Annotated in this window: 20 protein-coding genes; 11 read left to right on the top strand and 9 right to left on the bottom strand. The window is 64.3% G+C overall.

From position 1 onward, the window contains the following. Positions 1-5: 5 nt before the first annotated feature. On the top strand, positions 6-791 hold the full coding sequence (eutC, locus tag BRA1417_RS0117330; RefSeq protein WP_027516851.1) for an ethanolamine ammonia-lyase subunit EutC: 786 nt from the start codon (positions 6-8) through the stop codon (positions 789-791). Positions 792-997: 206 nt separating this feature from the next. Further along, positions 998-3364, top strand: coding sequence for an RND family transporter (locus BRA1417_RS0117335; protein WP_027516852.1), 2367 nt, complete (start codon positions 998-1000; stop codon positions 3362-3364). Between the two features lie 122 nt (positions 3365-3486). Here the strand turns inward: BRA1417_RS0117335 and BRA1417_RS0117340 are convergent, their stop codons facing one another. Beyond that, on the bottom strand, positions 3487-3984 hold the full coding sequence (locus BRA1417_RS0117340) for a hypothetical protein (RefSeq protein WP_027516853.1): 498 nt from the start codon (positions 3982-3984) through the stop codon (positions 3487-3489). A 462-nt stretch (positions 3985-4446) separates the two neighbouring features. On the opposite strand from BRA1417_RS0117340, the gene BRA1417_RS44810 reads away from it, so the two are divergent. The 6 genes from BRA1417_RS44810 to BRA1417_RS0117370 all read left to right on the top strand — a co-directional run bounded on the left by BRA1417_RS44810 (position 4447) and on the right by BRA1417_RS0117370 (position 10630). Further along, positions 4447-4680, top strand: a complete 234-nt coding sequence (locus BRA1417_RS44810; RefSeq protein WP_007593627.1) for a hypothetical protein — start codon at positions 4447-4449, stop codon at positions 4678-4680. Between the two features lie 193 nt (positions 4681-4873). After that, positions 4874-5758, top strand: a complete 885-nt coding sequence (gene hpnC, locus BRA1417_RS0117350; protein WP_027516854.1) for a squalene synthase HpnC — start codon at positions 4874-4876, stop codon at positions 5756-5758. Beyond that, positions 5748-6587, top strand: a complete 840-nt coding sequence (hpnD, locus tag BRA1417_RS0117355; RefSeq protein ID WP_007593625.1) for a presqualene diphosphate synthase HpnD — start codon at positions 5748-5750, stop codon at positions 6585-6587. Before hpnC ends, hpnD begins: the two co-directional genes overlap by 11 nt. Next, a complete protein-coding gene (gene hpnE, locus BRA1417_RS0117360) occupies positions 6587-7840 on the top strand; it encodes a hydroxysqualene dehydroxylase HpnE (RefSeq protein WP_027516855.1) in 1254 nt (417 codons plus the stop codon). Before hpnD ends, hpnE begins: the two co-directional genes overlap by 1 nt. Before the next feature lie 76 nt (positions 7841-7916). Further along, entirely contained in the window at positions 7917-9884 is a 1968-nt protein-coding gene (shc, locus tag BRA1417_RS0117365; protein ID WP_027516856.1) for a squalene--hopene cyclase, read from the top strand. Beyond that, positions 9881-10630 carry a phosphorylase gene (locus BRA1417_RS0117370; protein WP_027516857.1) on the top strand — a complete coding sequence of 250 codons (750 nt, stop codon included), beginning with the start codon at positions 9881-9883 and terminating at the stop codon, positions 10628-10630. The genes shc and BRA1417_RS0117370 overlap by 4 nt, the downstream gene beginning before the upstream one ends. An 80-nt stretch (positions 10631-10710) precedes the next feature. On the opposite strand, the gene hpnH is transcribed toward BRA1417_RS0117370, so the two are convergent. Further along, a complete protein-coding gene (hpnH, locus tag BRA1417_RS0117375) occupies positions 10711-11871 on the bottom strand; it encodes an adenosyl-hopene transferase HpnH (RefSeq protein WP_007593619.1) in 1161 nt (386 codons plus the stop codon). Positions 11872-11906: 35 nt separating this feature from the next. Then, positions 11907-12833 (bottom strand): 4-hydroxy-3-methylbut-2-enyl diphosphate reductase, encoded by a 927-nt coding sequence (gene ispH, locus BRA1417_RS0117380; RefSeq protein ID WP_027516858.1) that lies wholly within the window; start codon positions 12831-12833, stop codon positions 11907-11909. A 460-nt stretch (positions 12834-13293) separates the two neighbouring features. Here ispH and BRA1417_RS0117385 point away from each other — a divergent pair, with 460 nt between their 5' ends. Continuing rightward, entirely contained in the window at positions 13294-15882 is a 2589-nt protein-coding gene (locus BRA1417_RS0117385) for an MMPL family transporter (RefSeq protein WP_027516859.1), read from the top strand. Here the strand turns inward: BRA1417_RS0117385 and BRA1417_RS0117390 are convergent. Continuing rightward, positions 15850-16482, bottom strand: a complete 633-nt coding sequence (locus BRA1417_RS0117390) for a DUF2147 domain-containing protein (protein ID WP_027516860.1) — start codon at positions 16480-16482, stop codon at positions 15850-15852. The genes BRA1417_RS0117385 and BRA1417_RS0117390 overlap by 33 nt on opposite strands. A 141-nt stretch (positions 16483-16623) precedes the next feature. On the opposite strand from BRA1417_RS0117390, the gene hpnO reads away from it, so the two are divergent. Then, on the top strand, positions 16624-18015 hold the full coding sequence (gene hpnO / locus BRA1417_RS0117395) for an aminobacteriohopanetriol synthase HpnO (protein ID WP_027516861.1): 1392 nt from the start codon (positions 16624-16626) through the stop codon (positions 18013-18015). Positions 18016-18139: 124 nt separating this feature from the next. Here hpnO and BRA1417_RS0117400 read toward each other — a convergent pair whose 3' ends face one another. From BRA1417_RS0117400 to BRA1417_RS0117420, 5 genes are all read right to left on the bottom strand, one after another. After that, positions 18140-18907, bottom strand: coding sequence for an anti-sigma factor (locus BRA1417_RS0117400; RefSeq protein WP_027516862.1), 768 nt, complete (start codon positions 18905-18907; stop codon positions 18140-18142). Beyond that, a complete protein-coding gene (locus tag BRA1417_RS0117405; RefSeq protein ID WP_027516863.1) occupies positions 18904-19452 on the bottom strand; it encodes a sigma-70 family RNA polymerase sigma factor in 549 nt (182 codons plus the stop codon). The genes BRA1417_RS0117400 and BRA1417_RS0117405 overlap by 4 nt, the downstream gene beginning before the upstream one ends. A gap of 172 nt (positions 19453-19624) precedes the next feature. Continuing rightward, positions 19625-19960 (bottom strand): cupredoxin family copper-binding protein, encoded by a 336-nt coding sequence (locus tag BRA1417_RS0117410; protein WP_027516864.1) that lies wholly within the window; start codon positions 19958-19960, stop codon positions 19625-19627. A 23-nt stretch (positions 19961-19983) separates the two neighbouring features. Continuing rightward, positions 19984-20928: a metallophosphoesterase gene (locus BRA1417_RS0117415; RefSeq protein ID WP_027516865.1), complete on the bottom strand. Its 945-nt coding sequence runs from the start codon at positions 20926-20928 to the stop codon at positions 19984-19986. Positions 20929-21115: 187 nt separating this feature from the next. Next, positions 21116-22735, bottom strand: coding sequence for a GMC family oxidoreductase (locus BRA1417_RS0117420; RefSeq protein ID WP_027516866.1), 1620 nt, complete (start codon positions 22733-22735; stop codon positions 21116-21118). 203 nt (positions 22736-22938) lie between these two features. On the opposite strand from BRA1417_RS0117420, the gene BRA1417_RS0117425 reads away from it, so the two are divergent. Further along, positions 22939-24111 (top strand): M20 aminoacylase family protein, encoded by a 1173-nt coding sequence (locus tag BRA1417_RS0117425; RefSeq protein WP_027516867.1) that lies wholly within the window; start codon positions 22939-22941, stop codon positions 24109-24111. The last annotated feature ends 110 nt before the right edge of the window (positions 24112-24221 follow it).

The raw sequence follows: 24221 nt of genomic DNA on the forward strand, positions 1-24221 counted from the left end.
GCGACATGTCTGATCCGGCCATCCCGCGTCGTCCGACCCTCGATCTGCGGTCGCTTACGCCCGCGCGCGTCGCGCTCGGGCGCAGCGGCGCGAGCCTGCCGACGCGCGCGCTGCTCGATTTCACGCTAGACCATGCCCGCGCCCGCGATGCCGTGCATGCCGTCTTCGATGCGCCGCGGCTGGTCGCGGATCTCCGCGCGCTTGGCCTCGTCGTCACCGAGGCGAACAGCCGGGCGGTCGACCGCAGGGACTATCTGCGGCGGCCCGACCTGGGCAGACGGCTCGATGCCGGATCAATCGAGGCCCTGGCGCGGAGCGCCTCGGAGCCGTGCCGGGTCGCGGTCGTGATTGGCGATGGGCTGTCGGCGGCGGCGGTCCACGCCCATGCGGCCGCACTGGTGATGCGTCTGCTGCCGTTGCTCGCCGCCGACGATGGTGTCGCGATCGGCCATGTCGTCGTCGCCTCAGGCGCGCGCGTCGCGCTCGGCGACGAGATCGGCGCCATTCTCGGCGCGCGCATGGTCGTAATGCTGATCGGCGAGCGGCCGGGCCTGTCGGCGCCCGACAGTCTCGGCGCCTATCTGACTTTCGCCCCGAAGCCTGATCGCACCGATGCCGAGCGCAACTGCGTGTCGAACATCCACAAGGCCGGGTTGAGCTATGACGAGGCTGCCTTCAAGATCGCCTGGCTGGTCCGCGAGGGGCTCGCGCGGGAAGTGAGCGGTGTGGCGCTGAAGGACGAGAGCGCGGACCGGGCGCCGCGTCGAATTGGCACGGCTTTGCCCGAATGAAGGGCATTAAGGCAAAATCGCCACATCTTGATCGATTCGGCCACACTCCGCCTGCTTGCGAGAAGGGTGATTGACCTGCTAAACCCCTCGCGGCGATTTTCTGCGCATTTTCAAAGGGCAAGCCTCCCATTGGTATGGCATTTTCAAGCCGTTCGCGGGGCGCGACAAGCTCACAGACCCGAGCCGATTTAGGAACTGGACAAGGCATGCTCGAAAAGCACAGCGAGAGTGAGGTTCATGTCGACAAGGTCGAGCAGGGACCTGCGTCCTCGATCGCCTTCGGGCTGGAGCGCATCGGGCTGATCGCAGTTCGGGCGCCCATCGTCTCCTGCATCGTCCTGCTTGTGCTGATCGTTGGCGCCGTGTTCGGCATCCACCGGATCAAGATCGACGATTCGCTCTCGCAGCTGTTCCGGTCGAACACGCCGGAATTCAAGCAGTACGAAGCGGTGACCAAGAAGTTCCCAGCCGAGGAATTCGACGTCCTCGTCGTGGTCGAGGGCAAGACCCTGCTGGCGCGGAACAACCTCGAGAAGCTGCGCGACTTCGTCACCGACATGCAGCTGGTCGAGGGTACGCGCGGACTGGTCTCGCTGTTCTCCGCGCGTCAGGCGCCGGCGCCGGGCAAGCTTCCCGCCGCGCTGTTCCCGCCCGAGCTGCCCGAGGGCGCGGCCTATGACAAGTTCATCGAGGGCGTCAAAGCCAACGAGATCATCCGCGGCAAGCTGTTATCTGAGGACGGCACGCTGGCGCTGATCGTGCTGTCGCTCGATCCGGAGGTGGTCGCCTCCAACAAGCTGACCAAGACCGTCGCCGACATTCGCGCGCTGATGAAGGAAGACCTCGGCGACACCGGGCTCAACGTGCAGCTTTCCGGAGTGCCGGTGATGCAGCTCGAGATCCGCAACGCGGTCGAGCGCGACGGGCTCACCTACAACATCCTCGGCATTCTCGCCGGCTGTGTCATCGCCATCATCTTCTTCCGCAAGATCTCGTTCATGGTGGCGGCCGCGTTCCCGCCGATGATCGCGATCCTGCTGGCGCTCGGCGCGCTCGGCTGGGCCAATTTCAATCTCAACATGTTCCTGAACGTGATGACGCCGCTCATCATGGTCATCAGCTTCTCGGACTCGATGCAGCTCACCTTCGCCGCGCGCGACCGGCTGATCGCGGGCCAAGACAAGTTCACTGCATTCAAGAACGCGGTGCTGGTGGTGGGACCGGCCTGCGTGCTGACGCACGGCACCGCCGGCATTTCCTTCATCGCGCTGCAGTTCTCGGACTCCGATCTGATCCGCAAGTTCGGCGAGGCGGGTCTCGCCGCCACCATCATCGCGCTGGTCGCGGTGTTGTCGCTGGTGCCGGTGTTCGGCGTGCTGTTGGTGCGTAACGAGAAGGTCTTTGCGACCAAGTTCCAGAGCGCAGATGCCGGCGTGCAGGCGCTGCGTAATTTCTGCTACTGGATCGCGGTGCGCATGGTGGGCCGTCCCGGCCTGTTCAGCCTGATCGCGGTGGTGTTCGTGGCGGGCCTCGGCGTCATCTACGCCAATCTGGAGCCGCGCTACCGGCTCGCCGACCAGGTGCCGGACAAGCGCCAGGCGGTCGCCGCCAGCGACCGGCTCGACGCCAAGCTCACCGGCGCCAACCCGGTCAACGTTCTGATCCAGTTCCCCAAGGGTGAATCGCTCTATTCGCCGGAGACGCTGCAGACCATCGCCGACGTGCACGCGACGGTGGAGAAGGCAGCCGGTGTCGGCAATGTCTGGTCGGTCGAGACCCTGCGCCGCTGGCTCGCGGACAAGGCCGGCAGCGCCGACGTCGCGACCCTGAAGGAATATGTCAGCGTGATTCCGGAGCATCTGGTGCGCCGGTTCATCGATGCCGAGCAGGACGCCGTCGTGGTCGCAGGTCGCGTGCCGGACAAGGATTCCAGCCAGCTCCTGCCGATCGTCGACAAGCTCGATACCGAGCTCGACGCCGTCCGCAAGAAGCATCCCGGCTATGAAGTGGCGGTCACGGGTCTTGCCGCGATTGCCGCGCGCAACTCGGCCGGCATGATCGAGAAGCTCAACCGCGGGCTCACCGTCGAATTCGCACTGGTCGCGATCTTCATCGGCCTGGCCTTCCGCTCCTGGGTGGTGATGTTCGCCTGCATCCTGCCAGGCATCTTCCCCGTCGTGATGTCGGGAACGGTGCTGTGGGCGATGGGCGAGGGACTGCAATTCGCCAGTGTCGTGGCTCTGACCGTTTCGTTTGGCCTGGGCTTGAGCGCCACCATCCACTTCCTCAACCGCCTCAGGCTCGAGAGCAAGCCGGGCGTCGGCTCGGCGCTCGCGGTGGAGCGCGCGACCGTGCTGGTCGGCCCGGCCTTGATCCTGACCACGCTGGTGCTCGCCTGCGGTCTCGTCGTCACGGTGTTCTCCGACCTGCCGTCGCTACGGTTGTTCGGCTGGCTCAGCGCCTTCTCGATGGTCATGGCGCTCGTCGCCGACCTCTTCATCCTGCGGCCGACGGCGATGTGGCTGATCAACCTGCACGCCAAGCTTCAGGGCACCGACAAGCCGGCGATCTGAGCGGCTTCATTCATCAGACATGAAATCGGCGCGGTCCGGGCGACTGCGCCGCGTTTCCGCAAAACAACAAAGCCCCGGTTCGCGAGAACCGGGGCTTGCTGCTTTCGAAGCGGTAAGAGCTGTCAGCCCTTCGTCATCGTGATGTTGACGCCGCGAATCTCGCCCTTGGATGAGATCTGCACCGTTTGCTTGGTGCCATTGGTGCGCAGCGACAGATTGGCGGCAAAGCCGTTGGCCTCGACGAACACCTCGATCTGGCCGCCACCGGCGGTGCCCTGCAGATTGCCGAAGATGTTGCGGTTGGTCTCGCTCCAATTGCCGGAGATCCGCTCGCCCTGGCTGGTCACGTCGCTGGTGAGGTCGAATTTGTAGCTGTCAGACGCACAGTGCAGCGCCTGCTTGAGACTGAGGCCGGTGCCGGCAACCTTGTAGTCGGCCTTGCAGCGGATGCGCTCGGTGGAGCCGTCGGACAGCGACACAGTACCCGTCCCGGTCCACGCGCCCTCGAAACCTGCAAACGGTCCGGACGACTGAGCCTGACTTGTCGAAACCGAGAAGAGCAGCACAGCGCCGATGCCGGCCGCCTTGATTGCCAGTTCAGATCGCCCAAAGAATTTCATCTTCAAAATATCCCGTTTTGGAACGACGTCTGCTTGTCACCAAGGACGTCTCGCCACATCGAAGGTTTAGTGTTCCGAGCCTGTGTCAGGTTCAATGGCCGGCCGCCCACATGTCGGCATCGCGAAGCGCACTTGCCATGGTTGGCGTCCGGATTCTCTGCGTTTCGGCATGTTTCTGGCGCCCAAGGCGGGATGGAGAGATGCAGCTCTGCAACAGGTACGCAGCAAAACGCGGCGTGCCTGAATTATGACGTAGTATCAATCTCTTACATTTGCCAGAGAAGGCGCAGGGAAGACCTGATTTGGTGGACGTGGCGCCAATTTGGCCGCATTTGCCAGTGCTTGTGCCTTCTCCGAGGCCGCTACTCCCGCGGCGACTTGCCCATCAGAACAATCCGCTCCGGTCGTCGCGCTGTGCTGTCCGGGATTGGTGCGATTCTGCCGTCAGAATGAAGGAATACAATGCGTAAGCTTCTCGTCGCTCTCACCTTGCTGTCGGCCTCCCTCTCGACCGCAGCGTTCGCCCAGCAAGGGCGCGGCACGGACGCCGAGCAGAAGGCCTGCTCGCGCGATGTGCAGAAGCTCTGCCGTCCGGTCATCGATCAGGGCGATTTCACCATCCTGGCCTGCCTCAAGGAGAACCGGGCCAAGATCTCCCAGGCCTGTGACCAGGTCCTGAAGAACCACAACCAGTAAGCTCGGCCACTGGCCCACAAAAGGCGGCCCCGGGGCCGCCTTTTCGGACCTGATCCGCAAAGGGCAGCCATCGAGAGACAGGATTGGTTTTGCGGCCGTATTCCCCTATATGGGGGCCGCGGCGGCATCGCCCGCACGGGCTAGCGCGAGCGAAAAAGCCCTTCCTGTCCAAACGATTGTAGACCAGCCCTCGATGACCTCTGCGAGCGAATTGCGATCCGGCAAGGGTGAGCGCGACGAGAATTTTCCCGTCGCGTCCTGGATCATTCATCCGCGTCATCGCGCGCTGATCCTGGCGTATTACAATTTCGTCCGCACCGCCGACGACATCGCCGACCACGCCACGCTGCCGCCGGATAAGAAGCTCGCTTATCTCGACCTGCTCGAGGCGGAATTGCTCGGCACGGGCGATACCCAGGCCGAGGCCGTCAGCTTGCGGCACGCACTGGCCGAACGCGGCATGGCGCCGCGCCACGCGCTCGACGTGCTCATCGCGTTCCGCATGGACGTGACCAAGTTGCGCTACGAGAATTGGGACGAGGTCATCCATTATTGCCGCTATTCGGCGATGCCGGTCGGCCGCTTCATGCTCGACGTCCATGGTGAGAGCACCTCGACCTGGGCCGCGTCGGATGCGCTCTGCGCAGCGCTGCAGATCAACAACCACCTTCAGGATTGCGGCAAGGATTTCCGCGAGCTCAACCGCGTCTATCTGCCGCGCGATGCGCTGGCCGCGAGCGGCGCCTCGGTGGAGCAGCTCGGACTGGCGCAGTCGCCGCCGGCGATGCTGGCCTGCCTTCAGGCTCTCGCCATACGCAACGAAGCGCTGCTCGAGGAGGGCAGGTCGCTGGCCGCGGAGATCCGGGATTTCCGCCTCGGCGTCGAGGTCTCGGTGATCCAGGCCTATGCCGACCGCATCGTGCGCCTGTTGAAGGCGCGCGACCCCTTGCGCGAGCGCGTGCACCTGAACAAGCTCGAGCTCCTCACCTTCAGCCTCGCCGGCATGATCGGCGAAGTCGGCCGCCGCGCGGTCGGACGCAAGGCCATTTCCAGACCGGGGACTGCACATGACGCTTGAGGCGACCTCGCCCGGCGCCAATTATGGCTCGACCGCATCCGGCAGTTCGTTCTATGCCGCGATGCGCATCCTGCCGCACGACCAGCGCGAAGCGATGTTCCAGATCTACAGCTTCTGCCGCCAGGTCGACGACATCGCCGATTCCGATGGCCCGCGCGACGAGCGGCTCGCCGCGCTTCAGGCGTGGCGCAACGACATCGATGCGCTCTACCAGGGCAATCCGCCGCCGCGGCTGAAGGACTACGTGGCCTCGGTGAAGACCTTCGGCCTCAAGCGCGAGGATTTCCTCGCGATCGTCGACGGGATGGAGATGGACGTGCCGCAGGACATCCGCGCGCCCGACATGGCGACGCTGGATCTCTATTGTGATCGCGTCGCGAGTGCCGTGGGGCGGCTGTCGGTCCGGGTCTTCGGCCTGCCGGAAGAAGACGGCATCGAGCTCGCGCATCATCTCGGCCGCGCGCTCCAGCTCACCAACATCCTGCGCGATATCGACGAGGACGCCGGGCTCGGCCGGCTCTATCTGCCGCGCGAAGCGCTGCTGCATGCCGGCATCACCTCCAACGATCCGGACCGCGTGATCGTCGAGCGCGCGCTGCCGAAGGTCTGCCTGCCGCTGGCGCAGCGCGCAAAGGTGTATTTCGAGAAGTCGGACGAGATCATGAACCGCAACCGGCGCCGCGCGGTGCGCGCGCCGCGCATGATGTCGAAATACTATCATGCTATTCTGGATCTCCTGATCGCGCGCGGGTTCAACGCGCCGCGCGAGCCGGTGCGTGTGTCGAAGATCACACGCATCGCCATCCTGCTCCGTTACGCTCTCATCTGATGCAAAAAACAGCTCACATCATCGGTGCTGGAATCTCCGGCCTCTCCGCCGCCGTGCGGCTTGCCAATGCCGGCTTCAAGATCGCCGTGCACGAGGCGACGCAGCAGGCCGGCGGCCGCTGCCGTTCATATTTCGACGGCGCCACCAATCTCACCATCGACAACGGCAACCATTTGCTGCTGTCCGGCAACAGCCATGCGCGCGCCTATGCGCGCTCGATCGGCACCGAGGCGGGCCTCGTCGGTCCGGACCGCGCGCAGTTTCCCTTTGTCGATATCAAGACCGGGCAGCGCTGGCAGATCGATCTCGGCGACGGCCGGCTGCCGACCTGGGTGCTCGACGAGAGCCGCCGCGTCCCCGACACCGGGCTGACCGATTATCTGAAGCTGGCGCCGCTGATCTGGGCCTCGGAAGAGACGCTGGTCGGCAAGTCCATTCCCTGCGAGGGCGTGCTCTATCAGCGCCTGGTGCAGCCGCTGCTGCTGGCGGCGCTCAACGTCGATCCACCCGAAGGCTCGGCGGGGCTTGCCGGCGCGATCGTGCGCGAGACGCTGCTCGCCGGCGGGCAGGCCTGCCGCCCGCTGATCGCGCGCGACGGCCTCAGCGCGGTGCTGATCGAACCCGCCGTCAAATTCTTGAGCGAGCGCGGGCACTCCGTTCAGCTCGGCCATGAGCTGCGCTCGTTTGCGACCCATGACGGCAAGGTCGGCGCGCTGAATTTCGGCGGCGAGGATGTGATCCAGATCGGCGAGGGCGACGTCGTCGTAATGGCGGTACCGCCGCGCGCTGCCTCCAATCTGCTGCCCGGGCTCAAGACGCCAACCGAATTTCGCGCCATCGTGAATGCGCATTTCCGCGTCGAGCCGCCGGCGGGATCGGCTCCGATCCTAGGCGTGATCGGCGGCGTCGTGGAATGGCTGTTCGCGTTCCCGAACCGGCTTTCCGTCACCATCAGCAACAGCGATCGTCTGGTCGACATGCCGCGCGAGGAACTCGCGCAGGCGATCTGGAGCGACGTCTGCAAGGCGGGCGGTGTGTCCGGCGAGCTTCCCCCTTGGCAGATCGTGCGCGAGCGCCGTGCCACATTTGCGGCGACGCCGGCGCAGAATGCCCTGCGTCCGGGGCCGGTCACTGCGCTGAAAAACCTGTTTCTTGCAGGCGATTGGACTGCTACGGGATTGCCTGCAACCATCGAGGGATCGGTCCGATCCGGTGATCGCGCCGCCGATCTGGTTCTGGCCGCCAAGGGATAGTGACAGGCGGCCCTGACGGGCATTTGTCCCGGTCAATTTCGGCCAATTCAATCGACTATCGGAGCAATCGAGCGAGATGGATTCCGTGAACGCGACCAGCCGCGAAGCCCAAGAATTGAGAAACTTGGAATCGAGCATTGCGTCGGCCACCGAAGGCGTCCTCGGCTTCCAGCAATCCGACGGACATTGGGTGTTCGAGCTCGAAGCCGATTGCACGATTCCGGCCGAATACGTGCTGCTGCGCCATTGTCTCGCCGAGCCGGTCGATGCCGTGCTCGAAGCCAAGATCGCCAATTATCTTCGCCGCGTGCAGGGCGCCCATGGCGGCTGGCCGCTGGTGCATGACGGCGAGTTCGACATGAGCGCCAGCGTCAAGGCGTATTTCGCGCTGAAGATGATCGGGGATTCCATCGACGCGCCGCACATGGTGCGTGCGCGCGAGGCGATCCATTCCCGCGGCGGCGCCATTCACAGCAACGTCTTCACGCGCTTCATGCTTGCGATGTTTGGCGTCGTGACCTGGCGTGCGGTACCGGTGCTGCCGATCGAGATCGTGCTGCTGCCGTTCTGGTCGCCGTTCCACATCAACAAGATCTCCTACTGGGCGCGCACCACCATGGTGCCGCTGATGGTCATCGCCGCGCTGAAGCCGCGGGCGAAGAATCCCAAGGGCGTCGGCATCGACGAGCTGTTCCTGCAGGATCCGCGCTCGATCGGCATGACCGCCAAGGCTCCGCACCAGAGCATGGCCTGGTTCGTGCTGTTCCGGGCGCTCGACGGCATTTTGCGCGTGGTCGAGCCGATGTTTCCGAAGAGCCTGCGCAAGCGCGCCATCGACGCGGCGCTCGCCTTCACCGAGGAGCGGCTGAACGGCGAGGACGGCATGGGCGCGATCTATCCGCCGATGGCCAACATCGTCATGATGTACGACGCGCTCGGCAAGGACGAGAACTTCCCGCCGCGTGCGATCACGCGCCGGGGCATCGACAAGCTGCTCGTGATCAAGGACGACGAAGCCTATTGCCAGCCCTGCGTCTCGCCGGTGTGGGACACGACGCTGACCGCCCACGCGCTGCTCGAAGCCGGCGGCGACAAGGCGGTGCCGGCGGCCAAGCAGGGTCTCGACTGGCTGATCCCGAAGCAGGAGCTCGAGGTGAAGGGCGACTGGGCGGTGAAGCGGCCCGACGTGCGCCCGGGCGGCTGGGCCTTCCAGTACAACAATGCCCATTATCCCGATCTCGACGACACTGCGGTGGTCGTGATGTCGATGGACCGCATGCGCCGGGAGCACGGTGCGACCGGCTATGACGCCGCGATCGACCGTGCGCGGGAGTGGATCGAGGGTATGCAGAGCGACGACGGCGGCTGGGCCGCTTTCGACGTCAACAACCTCGAATATTATCTGAACAACATCCCGTTCTCCGACCATGGCGCGCTGCTCGACCCGCCGACCGAGGACGTCACCGCGCGCTGCATCTCGATGCTGGCCCAGCTCGGCGAGACCGCCAAGACCAGCAAGCATGTCGCGGACGGGATCGCCTACCTCCGCAAGACCCAGCACCCTGAAGGGTCCTGGTATGGCCGCTGGGGCATGAACTTCATCTATGGAACCTGGTCGGTGCTGTGCGCCCTCAACATGGCCGGCGTCCGCCATGACGACCCCATGATCCGGAAAGCCGCCGGCTGGCTGGCCTCGATCCAGAACCAGGATGGCGGCTGGGGCGAGGATGCCGTCAGCTACCGGCTGGACTACCGGGGCTGGGAGGCCGCCCCCTCGACCGCCTCGCAAACGGCATGGGCCTTGCTTGCCCTGATGGCTGCTGGCGAGGTTGATCACCCGGCCGTCGCCCGCGGGGTGGAGTACCTGATTGCAACACAGAACGAAAAAGGACTGTGGGACGAACAGCGGTACACCGCCACAGGCTTTCCCCGTGTATTCTATCTACGGTACCATGGTTACCCGAAGTTCTTCCCGCTGTGGGCGTTGGCGCGGTATCGGAACTTGCGGAACACCAACAGCAGGGTGGTAGGGGTCGGAATGTGACTTTGGGGACGGGGGACTATCTTACCGCGGGTCAAACCGTTGATCCGCGGCCGATATTGATCGTGACTGGACTGGTTCAGGAGGCCCGCATCGCGGCCGGGCCCGGCATGGCGGTCATTTGCTCGTCGAGCAGCCCGACCCAGTTGCGGGCGCTGTTGACGGTGCTGGATCCCGAAACGATTCGCGGCGTGATCTCCTTTGGCGTGGCCGGCGGGCTCGACCCGACGCTGCGCTCCGGCGACGTCGTCCTGGCGACCGAGGTGCTCGCGGGCGACACCCGCTGGGCCGCTGGCCTCTCGCTCGGCGACGACCTGATCGACCGCCTGACGTCGGGGCGCCGCCGCGTGGTGCGCGGCAGCCTCGCCGGTGCCGAGGAAGTGGTCACGGGGCGCTCCTGCAAGGCGGCGCTGCATTCGGAGACGGGAGCTGCCGCCGTCGACATGGAAAGCCACATCGCGGCCGCCTACGCCGCCGAGGCCGGCTTGCCGTTCGCCGCGGTCCGCGTCATCAGCGATCCCGCCCATCGCGCGCTGCCGGCGCTCGCCCGCGCCGCCATCAAGCCGAACGGCCAGATCGACGTGCTGGCCGTGCTGCGCGGCATCGCGCGCAACCCGACCGCGCTGCATGGACTGGTCTCGACCGGCCTCGACTTCAACCGCGCGCTGCGCAGCCTGCGCGGCTGCCGCGACTTCCTGATCGGCACCGAGATCGTGGAGAGCGAAGCGCTGGTCTCCGAGGCGGCCTGAGCGGCTTCTGCGATCAGGAAAAGAAAAGGCCCGCTCGCCATTGGCGATCGGGCCTTTTTTGTTGGTGGCGAATAGCGCGCTTACGCGGCGGTCGAAGCCTTCCGCGCAGCCTTCTCCTGCGCGGCGGCGGCTTCGTCCTTGCGGATCTCCGACAGGCGCTTCTGCACTTCCGCCGAGAAGATGTACTGCGCCGGGCGCTGCTTGCTCATGTCGATCTCGGGCGCCATCGGACCCGTGGTCCTGATGCCGCGCAGCGACACCCACATCGCCTTCAGCGGGTTGTTGATGGCTGCGGTCGCCGCCGTCGGCTCGTAGCCGCAATGAGCCATACAGTCGGCGCACTTCTCGTACTTGCCGGTGCCGTAGGTCTCCCAGTCGGTGGTGTCCATCAGCTCCTTGAAGGTTTTTGCGTAGCCTTCACCGAGCAAATAGCAGGGCTTCTGCCAGCCGAAGATGTTGCGCGCGGGCATGCCCCAGGGCGTGCACTCGTATTCCTGGTTGCCGGCGAGGAAGTCCAGGAACAGGCCGGAATGCATGAAATTCCACTTCTTGCCCTTGCCCATCGCAAAGACGTCGCGGAACAGCTTCTTGGTCTTGGTGCGGTTGAGGAAGTGCTCCTGGTCCGGCGCCCGCTCATAGGCGTAGCCGGGCGACATCGAGACGCCGACACCGAGCTCGACGGTGAGATCCAGGAACTTGGCGATCTCCTCGGCCGGATGGCCGTCGAAAATGGTGGCGTTGACGTTGACGGTGAAGCCGCGGGCCTTCGCCGCTTTGATCGCGGAGACGGCGCGGTCGAACACGCCCTTCTGCGACACGGCCTTGTCGTGGTGCTCCTTCAGGCCGTCGAGATGCACCGAGAAGAACAGGTAGGGCGAAGGCTCGAACAGATCGAGCTTCTTCTCGAGCAGCAGCGCGTTGGTGCAGAGCGAGACGAACTTCTTGCGCGCTACGAGGCCGCGCACGATCTCGCCGATCTCCTTGTGGATCAGCGGCTCGCCGCCGGGAATGGCGACCATCGGCGCGCCGCACTCGTCGGCCGCGTCCCAGCACTCCTGTGCGGTCATGCGGCGGTTGAGGATTGCATCCGGATAATCGATCTTGCCGCAGCCGACGCAGGCGAGGTTGCAGCGGAACAGCGGCTCCAGCATCAGCACGAGCGGATAGCGCTTGCGGCCAAGCAGCTTCTGCTTGATCAAATAGCCGCCGATACGCATTTCCTTGAAGAAGGGGATAGCCATTACAAGTTTCTTTCTGGGCTTGAAATTCGGGTGGGTCAGCTCGCAGCCAGTTGGGCCGGAAGCCGGAATTCGATGTTTTCCTCGCGGCCCGGAAGCACCGAAACCTTGACCGGTCCGATCCGCCGCATCGCTTCGATCACGTCATCCACGAGTACCTCGGGCGCCGAAGCGCCGGCCGTGACGCCGACGATCCTGGCATCTTTCAACCACTCCGGATTGAGCGCGCTGCCGTCGGCAATCAGATAACTCGCGACACCGGCCTCAGTGCCGATTTCGCGGAGCCGGTTCGAATTCGAGCTATTGGCAGCGCCCACCACCAAGATCACGTCGACCAGCTTGCTCAAGTCCCTTACCGCAGATTGGCGGTTCTGTGTCGCATAGCAGATATCCCGGATATCCGGGCCTTGAATATCTGTAAAGCGGGCCTGCAGGGCCGAAATGATGTCCTTGGTGTCATCCACCGAGAGGGTGGTCTGGGTGATATAGGCCACTGGCGTATCCGCCGGCAGCTCAAGGGCCTTAACTTCTTCAACGCTTTGGACCAGCAGGACGGGTGCGGGAACCTGGCCCATCGTACCCTCGACCTCGGGGTGGCCGGCATGGCCGATCAGGATCAGGGTGCGGCCCCTGGCGATGTAGCGCTTCCCCTGATTGTGAACTTTCGTGACCAGGGGGCAGGTGGCATTGAGCACCGGAAGGTCGCGCGCAGCGGCTTCTTCCTCGACGCTCCGGGCAACGCCATGAGCGCTGAAGACCGTCACGGCCTTCGGCGGCACCTCCGACAGCTCCTCGACGAAGATCGCACCTTTGTTTTTCAGGCTCTCGACGACGTACTTGTTGTGCACGATCTCATGGCGCACGTAGACGGGCGGGCCGTACTTTTCCAGCGCCCGTTCCACGATCTCGATCGCACGCACCACCCCCGCGCAAAAGCCGCGCGGTTGCGCCAGATAAACTTCCATTGGACGCCCATCACGCAAGTTGCACCAATCCGCTCTCAAGTTCAGGGGACACCCCGATACGAACCAATGAGTTGCAATATCCGCACCATCGGTTCGCGCACGCGGTAACCGCCCACCCCTGCCGGGTCCCGGTGCATGGAGGCGCAGTACTTTGTGTCAAAAAATGGGCAGTAAGGAAAGGTGGAATGAACTTTGGTTCCCCTGCTGGATCACTTTTACGGTATTATAGTAGAGGGATGTTGGGCCAAAAAAGGTGACATCGGTGTTCGCGCCTTCGTCACTTTCCCGCCTCAACTCCTCGGCTATACCGACGGTCCCGCATGATTTTGCCATGGTCTTCCGCCGTTTACCTCGAACCATCTGACGGCAATAACCACTCAAAACAGCAATAGGTTTCGGCCGGGAACTCCGTTAAACAGCGGGCGTTTCCGGCAAGCTGTTAACCGCAGAAAGAAAAGTAGTGCTGCAAAGCGTCGTCGTTGCCATCGTCAGGGCCTGCACCCGGTTTGCCTCCCTCGTCGTCGTTCTCGGACTCCTGCTGGCGGTGGGGGCGGGCTATTACACGTCCCGGCACTTCGCCATCAACACCGATATCAATTCGCTGATTGCCCAAAATCTGGACTGGCGCCAGCGCGACCAGCAGTTCGATCGCGCCTTCGACCGCGATGCGACGATTACGGCGGTGGTCGAAGCCAAGACGCCGGAGATGGCGACCGCGGCGTCGGACGCGCTCTATGCCAAGCTGAAGGACAACAAGACCGAATTCCAGTCGATGCAGCAGCTCGGCACCGGCGAGTTCTTCGAGAAGAATGGTCTTTTGTTCCTGCCGACAGAGGAAGTCGCCAAGGTCACCGGGCAGTTCGAATCCGCGGCGCCCCTGATCGAGATCATGGCGGGCGATCCCTCGATCCGCGGTCTGACCGGCGCGCTCGAGACGGGACTTGCCGGCGTAAAGCGCGGGCAGGTCAAGCTCGACAACACCGAACGGCCCTTCAACCAGATCGCGCAAACGGTCGAGACCGTGCTCAACAAGGGCAATGCGACGTTCTCCTGGCGCCAGCTCGTCAGTGACGAGCCGCTGACGGATTCGGACAAGCGCGCCTTCATCGAGTTCAAGCCGATCCTCGACTACAACGCGCTGGAGCCCGGCAAGGGCGCCACCGATGCGATCCGCAAGGCCGCAGCCGATCTGGATTTTGCCACCAAATATCAGGCACGGGTCCGGCTGACCGGACCGGTCCCGATCGCCAACGAGGAATATGCAACCGTCCAGGAAGGTGCCGTCGTCAACGGCATCGGCACGGTCCTCGTCGTGCTGCTCATCCTGTGGCTGGCGCTGCATTCGGCGAAGATCATCTTCGCGGTGTTCGTCAATCTCTTCGTAGGGCTTGCGCTGACAACCGCCGCCGGCCTTATGATGGTGGGCTCGCTCAATTTGCTGTCGATCGCGTTCGCCGTGCTGTTCGTCGGCCTCGGCGTCGATTTCGGCATTCAGTACAGCGTCCGCTATCGCTCCGAGCGCTACAAGCACAACGATCTCTCGGGCGCGCTGATCCTGGCTGCCAAGCGCTCGGCAATTCCGTTGTCGCTGGCGGCAATGGCGACCGCGGCTGGCTTCCTCTGCTTCATCCCCACCGACTACAAGGGTATCGCCGAACTCGGCCAGATCGCCGGCGTCGGCATGCTGGTCGCGTTCCTCACCAGCATCACTGTGCTCCCGGCGATGCTGAAGCTGTTGAACCCGCCCGGTGAGAAAGAGCCGGTCGGCTATGCCTTCCTGGCGCCGCTCGATCACTTCCTGGAGAAGCACCGCGTGCTGGTCGTCGGCGGCACCATGTTTCTGGCGATCGCCGGCCTGCCGCTGCTCTATTTCATGAAGTTCGACTTCAACCCGATGAACCTGCGCAACCCGAAGGCAGAGTCGATCGCGACCTTCCTCGATTTGCGCAAGGATCCCAACACCGGCGCCAATGCCATCAACGTGATGACCACGTCGGAAGAGCAGGCGAGGCAGGTGGAGGCGAAGCTGGAGAAGGTGCCGGAGGTGTTGCGCGTGATGTCGCTCAACAGCTTCGTTCCTGAAGACCAGCCGCCGAAGTTGAAGCTGCTCGCGCAGGGCGCCAAGGTGCTGAACCCCGCGCTCAATCCCGACCAGATCGACGCCGCGCCGACGGACAAGGAAAATATCGATGCGCTGAAATCCTCGGTCGACAATCTGCGCCGGACCGCAGGCGATGCCAAGGGCCCGGGAGCGGTCGCCTCGCGTCGGCTCGCGGACGCGCTGGAAAAGCTCGCCAATGGCGACGAGGCCACGCGGAACAAGGCGCAGGACGTGTTCGTCGCGCCGATGAAGATCGTGTTCGACCAGCTCCGGAACGCGATGCAGGCCGAGCCGGTCACCCTGAAGTCATTGCCGGCAGATCTCGTCAGCGCCTGGAAGAGCAAGGATGGCATCATCCGCGTCGAGGCGCTGCCGAAGGGCGATCCCAACGACAACGACACACTGCGCAAATTTGCGGCGGCGGTGCTCGTTGCCGAGCCGACCGCGATCGGCGGTCCGGTCTCGATCCTGAAATCCGGCGACACCGTGGTGAAGGCGTTCATCCATGCCGGAATTTATGCGCTGCTGGTGATCGGCCTGTTGCTGTGGGTCACGCTGCGCCGGTTCGTCGACGTGCTGATGACGCTGGTGCCGCTGCTGGTGGCCGGCGCGGTGACGCTCGAGATCTGCGTGCTGATCGGCCTGCCGCTCAACTTCGCCAATATCGTCGCGTTCCCGCTGCTGCTCGGCGTCGGCGTGGCCTTCAAGATCTACTATGTCGTGGCCTGGCGCTCGGGCAGGACAAACCTGCTCCAGACCAGCCTGACGCGCGCGATCTTTTTCAGCGCGCTGACAACGGCGACGGCGTTCGGCAGCCTGTGGCTGTCGAGCCATCCCGGCACATCCAGCATGGGCAAGCTGCTCGCGCTGTCGCTGGTGACGACGCTCGCCGCCGTGCTGCTGTTTCAGCCCGCCCTAATGGGCAAACCCCGCAATCTCAGGGAGTAGGCAGATGTCGCCGACCTGGTCGGCGGCGCCCTTCTGACCGGGTTTGGCAGTGCCGGCAGCCTTCGGGGCTGCGGGCGCAGGCTGCGCCGCTTGAGCGCCCGTCGTTGCCGGGGCTTTCGGCGCCGCACCGGCGGGCTTCGGCGCGCCCTTGGCCATGGCGTTGGCGGAGCTCAAGGGAATCGGGGGGCTGACCCGGGTCCAGGTCTCGCCACCGCACAGGAACCCCATCACGCAGCCCTTGATCTCGAGCTGGTCGGTGCCAACCGGCGTGATGGTCGCGCTGTAGAGCTGGCCGTCCTTGGCGTTGTAGACCTGACCTTCCCATTGATCGGCGCCGGACTTCTTCTTCATGTCGATCAGGGTTGCCATGCCGAGCGTGGGGCGGGTCTTTTTCGACGCGTCCGGATTGTTCTCGTCGCGGCCGCCGGGCTGTTTTTCCCACGAAACCGCGCCCCACATGCTGCCATTGCATTGGGCGACACGAATGTTGGCGACGCCGTCGGCAACCCGCCAGTCGCCGGTGGGATCGGCGGCGAGCGCGGGGGTCAGGCAGGTGTAACCGCCAGCCAGTATTAGTCCGGTGTAAAGGGCTAAACGCATGATAGTTCCTTGGCAGTGCAACATGGTCTAAAGCTCTGCTTGCGAAGATGGTCCGAAAAAGGGCAAAAGGCCGCACAGACCGTTTTCAGCGACGTTCCGTTTTCAGTTGACGAGACGGCCCTCAACCGAAGTATGTAGCGGATGCACAGCCCAAATCCAGACATGTCTCAGCTGTTCGCGGACCGCCAGGCCCAGCGCAGCGCCCTGCATAATCGGCATCTGAACGAGCAGTTCGTTCGGGTTCTGAAGACCATCGGCTACGATGTCGGCTTCCAGAAGGGGCAGGGACAGTACCTCTACGACCGCGACGGGGCGCGCTATCTCGACCTCTTGTCCGGTTTTGGCGTGTTTGCGATCGGGCGCAATCATCCGCTCATGCGCGAGGCGCTCAAGAGCGTGCTCGATGCCGACCTGCCCAACCTCGTCCAGTTTGACGTCTCGGTGCTTGCCGGCGTGCTCGCCGAGCGGCTACTGAAGTACGTCCCCTATCTCGACAAGGCGTTCTTCGCCAATTCCGGCGCCGAATGCGTCGAAGCCGCAATCAAGTTCGCCCGTGGAGCCACCGGCCGTCCGGGCATCGTCTATTGTGCCCACGGCTATCACGGCCTGACCTATGGCGCGCTGTCGCTGACCGGTGATTCGAACTTCCGCACCGGCTTCGAGCCGCTGCTGCCGGGCTGCACCTCGATCCCGTTCAACGATCTCGCCGCGCTTGAAAAGGCGCTGGCCTCGCGCGAGGTGGCCGCCTTCGTCGTCGAGCCGATCCAGGGCAAGGGCGTCAACATGCCCACCGACGAGTTCCTGCCGGGTGCGGCTGCGCTGTGCAAGAAATACGGCACGCTGTTCGTCGCCGACGAGATCCAGACCGGCATGGGCCGTACCGGCCGCTTCCTCGCGGTCGAGCACTGGAATGTCGAGCCCGACATGGTGCTGCTGTCGAAGTCGCTGTCCGGCGGCCACGTGCCGGTCGGCGCGGTGCTGACGCGCAAGAGCATCTTCGACAAGATCTTCAATCAGATGGACCGTGCAGTCGTGCACGGCTCGACTTTCTCCAAGAACGACCTGGCGATGGCCGCGGGCATCGCCACGCTCGACATCATGGAGTCCGAGAAGCTGATCGAGTCCGCCGCCAAGCGCGGTGCCGAGCTGCGCCTCGCGCTCACGCGCATGGTGCCCGGCTACGAGCTGTTGAAGGAAGTCCGCGGCAAGGGCCTGATGATCGGCATCGAGTTCGGCCCGCCGAAATCGCTGCGGCTGCGGGCGTCCTGGAACGTGCTGGAGGCAGCCAACAAGGGCCTGTTCTGCCAGCTCATCACCGTGCCGCTGTTCAAGGACCACAAGATCCTCACGCAAGTCGCCGGCCATGGCAGCCACACCATCAAGCTGTTGCCGCCGCTCACCATCACCGAGGAAGATTGCGGCTGGATCGAGCGCGCCTTCGACGACGTCATCGCTGGCAGCCACAAGGTCCCCGGCGCGATCTGGTCGCTCGGCAAGACGCTGGTGGACAACGCGGTGAGGCGATCGGCCTGATCTTTTGCCGAGACGTTTCGGTAATCGTCATCGCGAGCGAAGCGAAGCAATCCAGACTCTCTTCGCGGAGGCAGCCTGGATTGCGTCGTCGCTTCGCGCCTCGCAATGACGGTGGAGGGTAGAGCTACCCCTCCACATTCGCCTTCATCGCCGCCTCGAACTTGTCGACGAACTCAGCGAGTTCGTCGGCGCCGAGATCGCTGACGGCCCAGAAGTTCAGGCCGCGATTGCCCCAGCGGCGGCAGTTGAAGCCCTGCATGGTCTCGGTCTTCGCCGCGCGATATTCCGCGTTCGATGTCTGCGACACGAATAGATTGACGACGTGCTGCCGGCGCTTGTAGACGACCGCGCCGATGGCACGTGCGTCGATATAATCGAGCCTGCCACCAACCAGCGTAAAACCTTGTGCGGTGAGGTCGATCACGGGCGGGGCGACGTCGAGCTTGCCGTTGAACCACGGCTTCACCGTGTGCTGGTCGGTCGAGACCACGTCGATGAGGTGGCCGGCCTGGAGCGAGCGCAGATGCGCAGAGACGACCTCCGACAGGATGCGCTGCTGGTCGTCCTGGCGCAGCACCAATGCGACGACCCCGGAGGCGGCGAGCGCGGAGACTGCCGAGCCCATCGCAAAGCCGCGCAGCACGGAGCGGCGGCTCGGCTGTTGACGCTGCGGCTGCGGCAGCGAAGCCTCGATACGCGCACGCAGGCTCGCCGGTGCGGTGTAGCGCAAATCGGCGTCCGCGAGCACGCGCTGCATGTCGCGTTGGGCCGAAAGCTCCGCAGCGCAGGCCGGGCAGCTGGCGATATGGGCTTCGACCTCGCGCGCATGGCCGGCATCGAGCTCGTTGTCGAGCAGCGCGTGAAGCAGGATTCTTGCTTCGTCGCAGGTCATCTTGCTTGCTCCTCATCCGCCGTCCAGGCCGCGCGCAGCATGGCGCGGGCGCGGGCGAGGCGGGACATCACGGTGCCGACGGGGGCACCGACGGCATCGGCGATTTCACGATAGGACAGGTTGTTGATCTCGCGCAGCACGAATGTTTCCTTGAACGGCTCGGCGAGCGCGTCGATCAGTTTGCGGATCGCGCCCGCATCGCGGCTGCGCAGCACTTCGGTTTCGGGACTGGCCTCGGCCTCCTGCCAGATCGGCGTCTGCTCGGCAGCGCCGGGCGTATCCTCGATCGCGCTGTGCCTGTGCGCGCGCCGCGCATATTCGGCATTGCAGACGTTACGCAGGATCGCGAACAGCCAGGGCTTCATCGCCGGCCCGCGATAGCTGTCGAAATGCTTCAGCGCGCGCAGATAGCACTCCTGCACCGCGTCCTCGGCATCGGAGGCGTCACGCAAGAGATAGCGCGCGAGCGTGTAGACGTCGTCGAGATAGGGCAGCGCCGCCTCGCGGAAGCGTTGCGCCTTCTGCAAATCGTCGTTGGCGGGCATCGCTCCTCGCTTTGCCTCTTGTTCTGCTCGTTGCTTCGTTTCGTCGTTGCTCGTTTCGTCCCTGTTCGTTTCGTCCAAGTTCGCTTGGTCGCCGCGTGTGACCGAAGGCACACGAGCCCGGCCGGCGTGGGACCACCGGCCGGGCAAGACGTTGATGCCTTGGTTCGAGATGTTACTCAACCTTGATCATCCCCGTCATGTGCGGGTGCAGAGAACAAAAATATTTGTAATCGCCCGCATTGGTAAAGGTGAACGAGAACTTGTCGTCAGTATCCAGGGTCTTGGACCTGAATTTGCCGGCCGACACTACGGTGTGGGGGATGTCGTCCCGGTTGGTCCAGGTCACGGTGGTGCCGACCTTGATCTTGAGCTCGGCCGGCTGGAAGACGAAATTGTCGATATGCACCTCCATGTTGTCGGCACGGGCGGTTGTGGCGGGTACCAGCATGGCCGCGGCCCAAGCGAGACCGAAGGCGACACCGAAGTCGCGGCGATTGAGAGTCTTCATTGTCAGCTTCCGTTAGCCCTGCATCAACCCTGGAGCGGCGTGTCGATGATCGCGAGCCGCTGCTCGTTCTGCTTGAAGTTGATGCTGGCAACGCCGAGCATCGCGCGGAGCTTTGCGTCCTCGACCTTCATCGGTCCGGGCGAGGGGGCAGCTCCCGGCGCTGGCTGCGGAAAGGCGGTGGAGCGTGCGGTGTGGAAGGTGACGTTTCCTTCGACCTTCTGCATCACCTGGTGAATGTGGCCGTTCAGCACGGTGACCGAACCGAAGCCTTTCACCTGTTCCAGCGCGCGGGCGCCGTCCTCGGTGCCCCAGCCCCATTCGGGGTAGACGGTCCAGAGCGGGATATGGGCGAACAGCACGATCGGCGTCGATTTCGACTTGCCGCGCAGATCGTCCTCGAGCCAGGCGAGCTGCTCGGCACCGAGATTGCCGAGGCCTCCGGCCTTGAGGTCGACGACATTGACGAGGCCGATGAAGTGGACGCCGCCGGCGTCGAACGAATACCAGCCCGCCCCCTTGGTGCCGCGGCCGTAGCGCTCGCGATAGAACTTCACGTCCTCGTCGAGGAAGTCATGCTCGCCGGGCACGTAATGCACGTCGAGCTTGCTCTGCGAGATGATGCGATCGGCATTGTCGAACTCGGCGGCCTTGGAGAGATGCGTGATGTCGCCAGTGTGGATCATGAAGGACGGCTTGACCGGCATCGCGTTGATCTTGTTGATGGCTTCCTCCAGCGTGCCGAGCGCGTTGGGATTGGCCGGCTTGTCGAAGCCGACATGGCTATCGCTGATCTGGAGGAAGGTCATTCCGGGAGCGGCCGCGGTCGCAGCTTGCGCGGAATCGATGATGCCGAGCGAGCGCGGGACGCCACCGGTGATGGTCCAGAGCACCCCGGTGCTGGCCCAGGTCATGCATTCCAACACCTTGCGGCGGCTTAAGCCGTCCTCGCCGTGATCGTGTCCGCTCATCGCGCAGCTCCACTTCGCCCGGAATTGGGCTTCGGGGAGGTGATTGGGGGAGCGGGGGTGTTATTCCCGGACGCGATGACGTTTTCGTGAGGTGGTTGGACGCGTAGCCCGTATGGAGCGTAGCGGAATACGGGACCTATCGAGCGTCCTCTCCCGGATTTCGCTACGCCCGATCAAAGCTACGCATTCACTTCGCATCCTCCAAAATCATCGCCGCGCCTTTCTCGGCGATCATCGCGGTCGGCGTGTTGGTGTTGCCAGACGTGATGGTCGGCATGATCGAGGCATCGACAACGCGAAGGCCGCCGAGACCGTAGAAGCGCAGGCGTTCGTCGACCACCGCCATCGGATCGCTCACCGCGCCCATCTTCGCGGTGCCGACGGGGTGGAAGATGGTGGTGCCGATGTCGCCGGCGGCCTTGGCGAGCGAGGCATCGTCGTCGCCGACGGCGGGGCCGGGCAGATATTCGCTCGGGCGGTATTTTGCCAGCGCCTTCTGCTGCATCAGGCGGCGGGTGGTGCGGATGGCATCGGCGCCGACCTGGCGGTCGTCATCCGTTGAAAGGTAATTCGGTGCGATGATCGGCTTCTCGTCCGCCGTCGCCGAACGGAGACGTACGGTGCCGCGCGAGGTCGGCTGGAGATTGCAGGCGCTCACCGTGATCGCGGGGAAGCGGTGCAGGGGATCGCCGAACTTGTCGAGCGACAGCGGTTGCACGTGAAACTGGATGTTGGCCCGTGCACGCGTCGCATCGGAGCGGGTGAAGATGCCGAGCTGCGACGGCGCCATCGTCAGCGGCCCGCGGCGGCGGAAGGCGTAGTCGAGGCCCATCAGGCCGCGTCGAACCAGATTGTAATAGGTCTCGTTCAGGGTGCGCACGCCTTCGACCTTGTAGATCGCGCGCTGCTGGAGATGGTCCTGCAGATTGCGGCCGACGCCGGGCTTATCCATCACGATGTCGATGCCGAGCGGTGACAGCCAGTCGGCAGGTCCAATGCCGGAGCGATGCAGCACCTGCACCGAGCCGATCGCGCCCGCCGAGAGGACCACCTCGCGTTTCGCACGCGCCTCGAAGATCTCGCCATTCTGGATGAAGCGCACGCCGACGGCGCGGCCCTGTTCAATGATCAGACGGTCGACCAGCACATGCTTTTCGAGCCGCAGGTTCGGGCGGTTCAGCGCCGGCTTGAGGAAGCCGCGCGCCGACGACCAGCGCCGGCCGCGCTTCTGATTGACGTGAAAATAGCTGGTGCCTTCGTTGTCGCCGGTATTGAAATCCGGGATGCGCTTGATGCCCATCTCCTCGGCCGCGTCGCCCACGGCATCGAGGACGTCCCAGGACAGCCGCGGCGCCTCGATGCGCCAGCCGCCCCCGGCGCCGTGGTGCTCGCTTGCGCCGAGGAAATGGTCTTCGAGCCGTTTGAACAGCGGCAGCACGTCATCATAACCCCAGCCGGTCATGCCGAGCTGGCGCCAGTGATCGTAATCGGCGGCCTGTCCGCGCATCGAGATCATGGCGTTGATCGCCGAAGAGCCACCGATCACCTTGCCACGGGGATAGGCGAGCGAGCGGCCGTTCAGGCCGGGCTCGGCCTCGGTCCTGAACATCCAGTCCGAGCGCGGATTGCCGATGGCGAAGAGATAGCCGACGGGAATGTGGAACCAGATCCAGTTGTCGTCGCCGCCGGCTTCGAGGACGAGGACGCGATTGGTGGAATCGGCAGACAGCCGGTTGGCGACGATGCAGCCGGCCGTGCCGGCCCCAACGACAATGTAGTCAAACTCACCTTCGAGCCGCCTTGGCATTCTGCTTCCACCCAATACAGGCGTCAGGCCCGGGCTTGTCCGGGGCATCCACGCGCTTTCCGTTCTAATAGTCAGACGCGGATGGCCGGGACAAGTCCGGCCATGCCTGTAAGTCAGGGCTACACCCCGATCCCCGCCAGTTGGGTGGACTGGTGCTTGCATGGTAGACAGGCCTGCATTTTCAACAAAGCTTGAGACCCTCCATGCCCATCGTGAACCGCGTCGCCGACCTTCAACCCGATATTCAGGCCTGGCGCCGGGACATCCACCAGCATCCGGAGTTGCTCTACGAGGTCCACCGCACCGCAGCATTCGTCGCGGACCGCCTGCGCGAATTCGGCTGCGATGAGGTCGTGACGGGGATCGGCCAGACCGGCGTGGTCGGCGTGATCAAGGGCAGCAAGCCGGCCGGCGAGGGCCTCAAGGCCATCGGCCTGCGTGCCGACATGGATGCGCTGCCGGTCGAGGAACAGACCAACCTGCCTTACGCTTCGAAGACGCCGGGCAAGATGCACGCCTGCGGCCATGACGGCCATACCGCGATGCTGCTCGGTGCTGCGCGTTATCTCGCCGAGACCCGCAACTTCGCCGGCGATGCGGTGGTGATCTTCCAGCCGGCCGAGGAGGGTGGCGCCGGCGGCTTGGCCATGGTCAAGGACGGAATGATGGAGCGCTTCGGCATCGAGCAGGTCTACGGCATGCACAACGGTCCGGGCATTCCGGTGGGCTCGTTCGCGATCCGGCCGGGTCCGATCATGGCGGCGACCGACGAGGTCGATATCACGATCGAAGGCCTCGGCGGCCATGCCGCGCGGCCGCACAAATGTGTCGATTCCGTTCTGGTCGGCGCACAGGTGATCACGGCACTGCAGTCAATCGTCGCGCGCAGCGTCGATCCGCTGGAATCGGCCGTGATCTCGATCTGCGAGTTTCACGCGGGCAATGCCCGCAACGTGATTCCACAAACCGCGACACTGAGGGGCACCATCCGCACGCTGTCGCCGGAGGTGCGCAAGCTGGTGGAGAAGCGCGTGCACGAGGTTGTGGCGGGCGTGGCGCAGATCACCGGCGCCAAGATCGACCTGCGCTACCAGCGGAATTATCCCGTGGTGAACAATCACGCCGCGGAGACCGAGATCGCGCGTCGCATCGCGGGGCAAGTTGCGGGCGAGGCCAACGTGCTCGAGATGTCGCCGCTGATGGGCGGCGAGGATTTCGCCTATATGCTGGAGGCGCGCCCCGGCGCCTTCATCTTCTGCGGCAACGGCGACAGCGCCGGCCTACATCACCCCGCCTACAATTTCGACGACGAGGCGATCGTTTACGGCACGTCGTACTGGGTCAAGCTGGTCGAGGAGTCGCTCGCGGCAGCGTAGGCTCTTACTTCACCTCGCCCCGCTTGCGGGGAGAGGTCGGAATTCGAGCGCAGCTTGAATTCCGGGTGAGGGGGACTCTCCGCGAGTCCGTTTCTCACCGCGATCGCGGA

The sequence above is a fragment of the Bradyrhizobium sp. WSM1417 genome, from assembly GCF_000515415.1.
Taxonomy (GTDB): domain Bacteria; phylum Pseudomonadota; class Alphaproteobacteria; order Rhizobiales; family Xanthobacteraceae; genus Bradyrhizobium.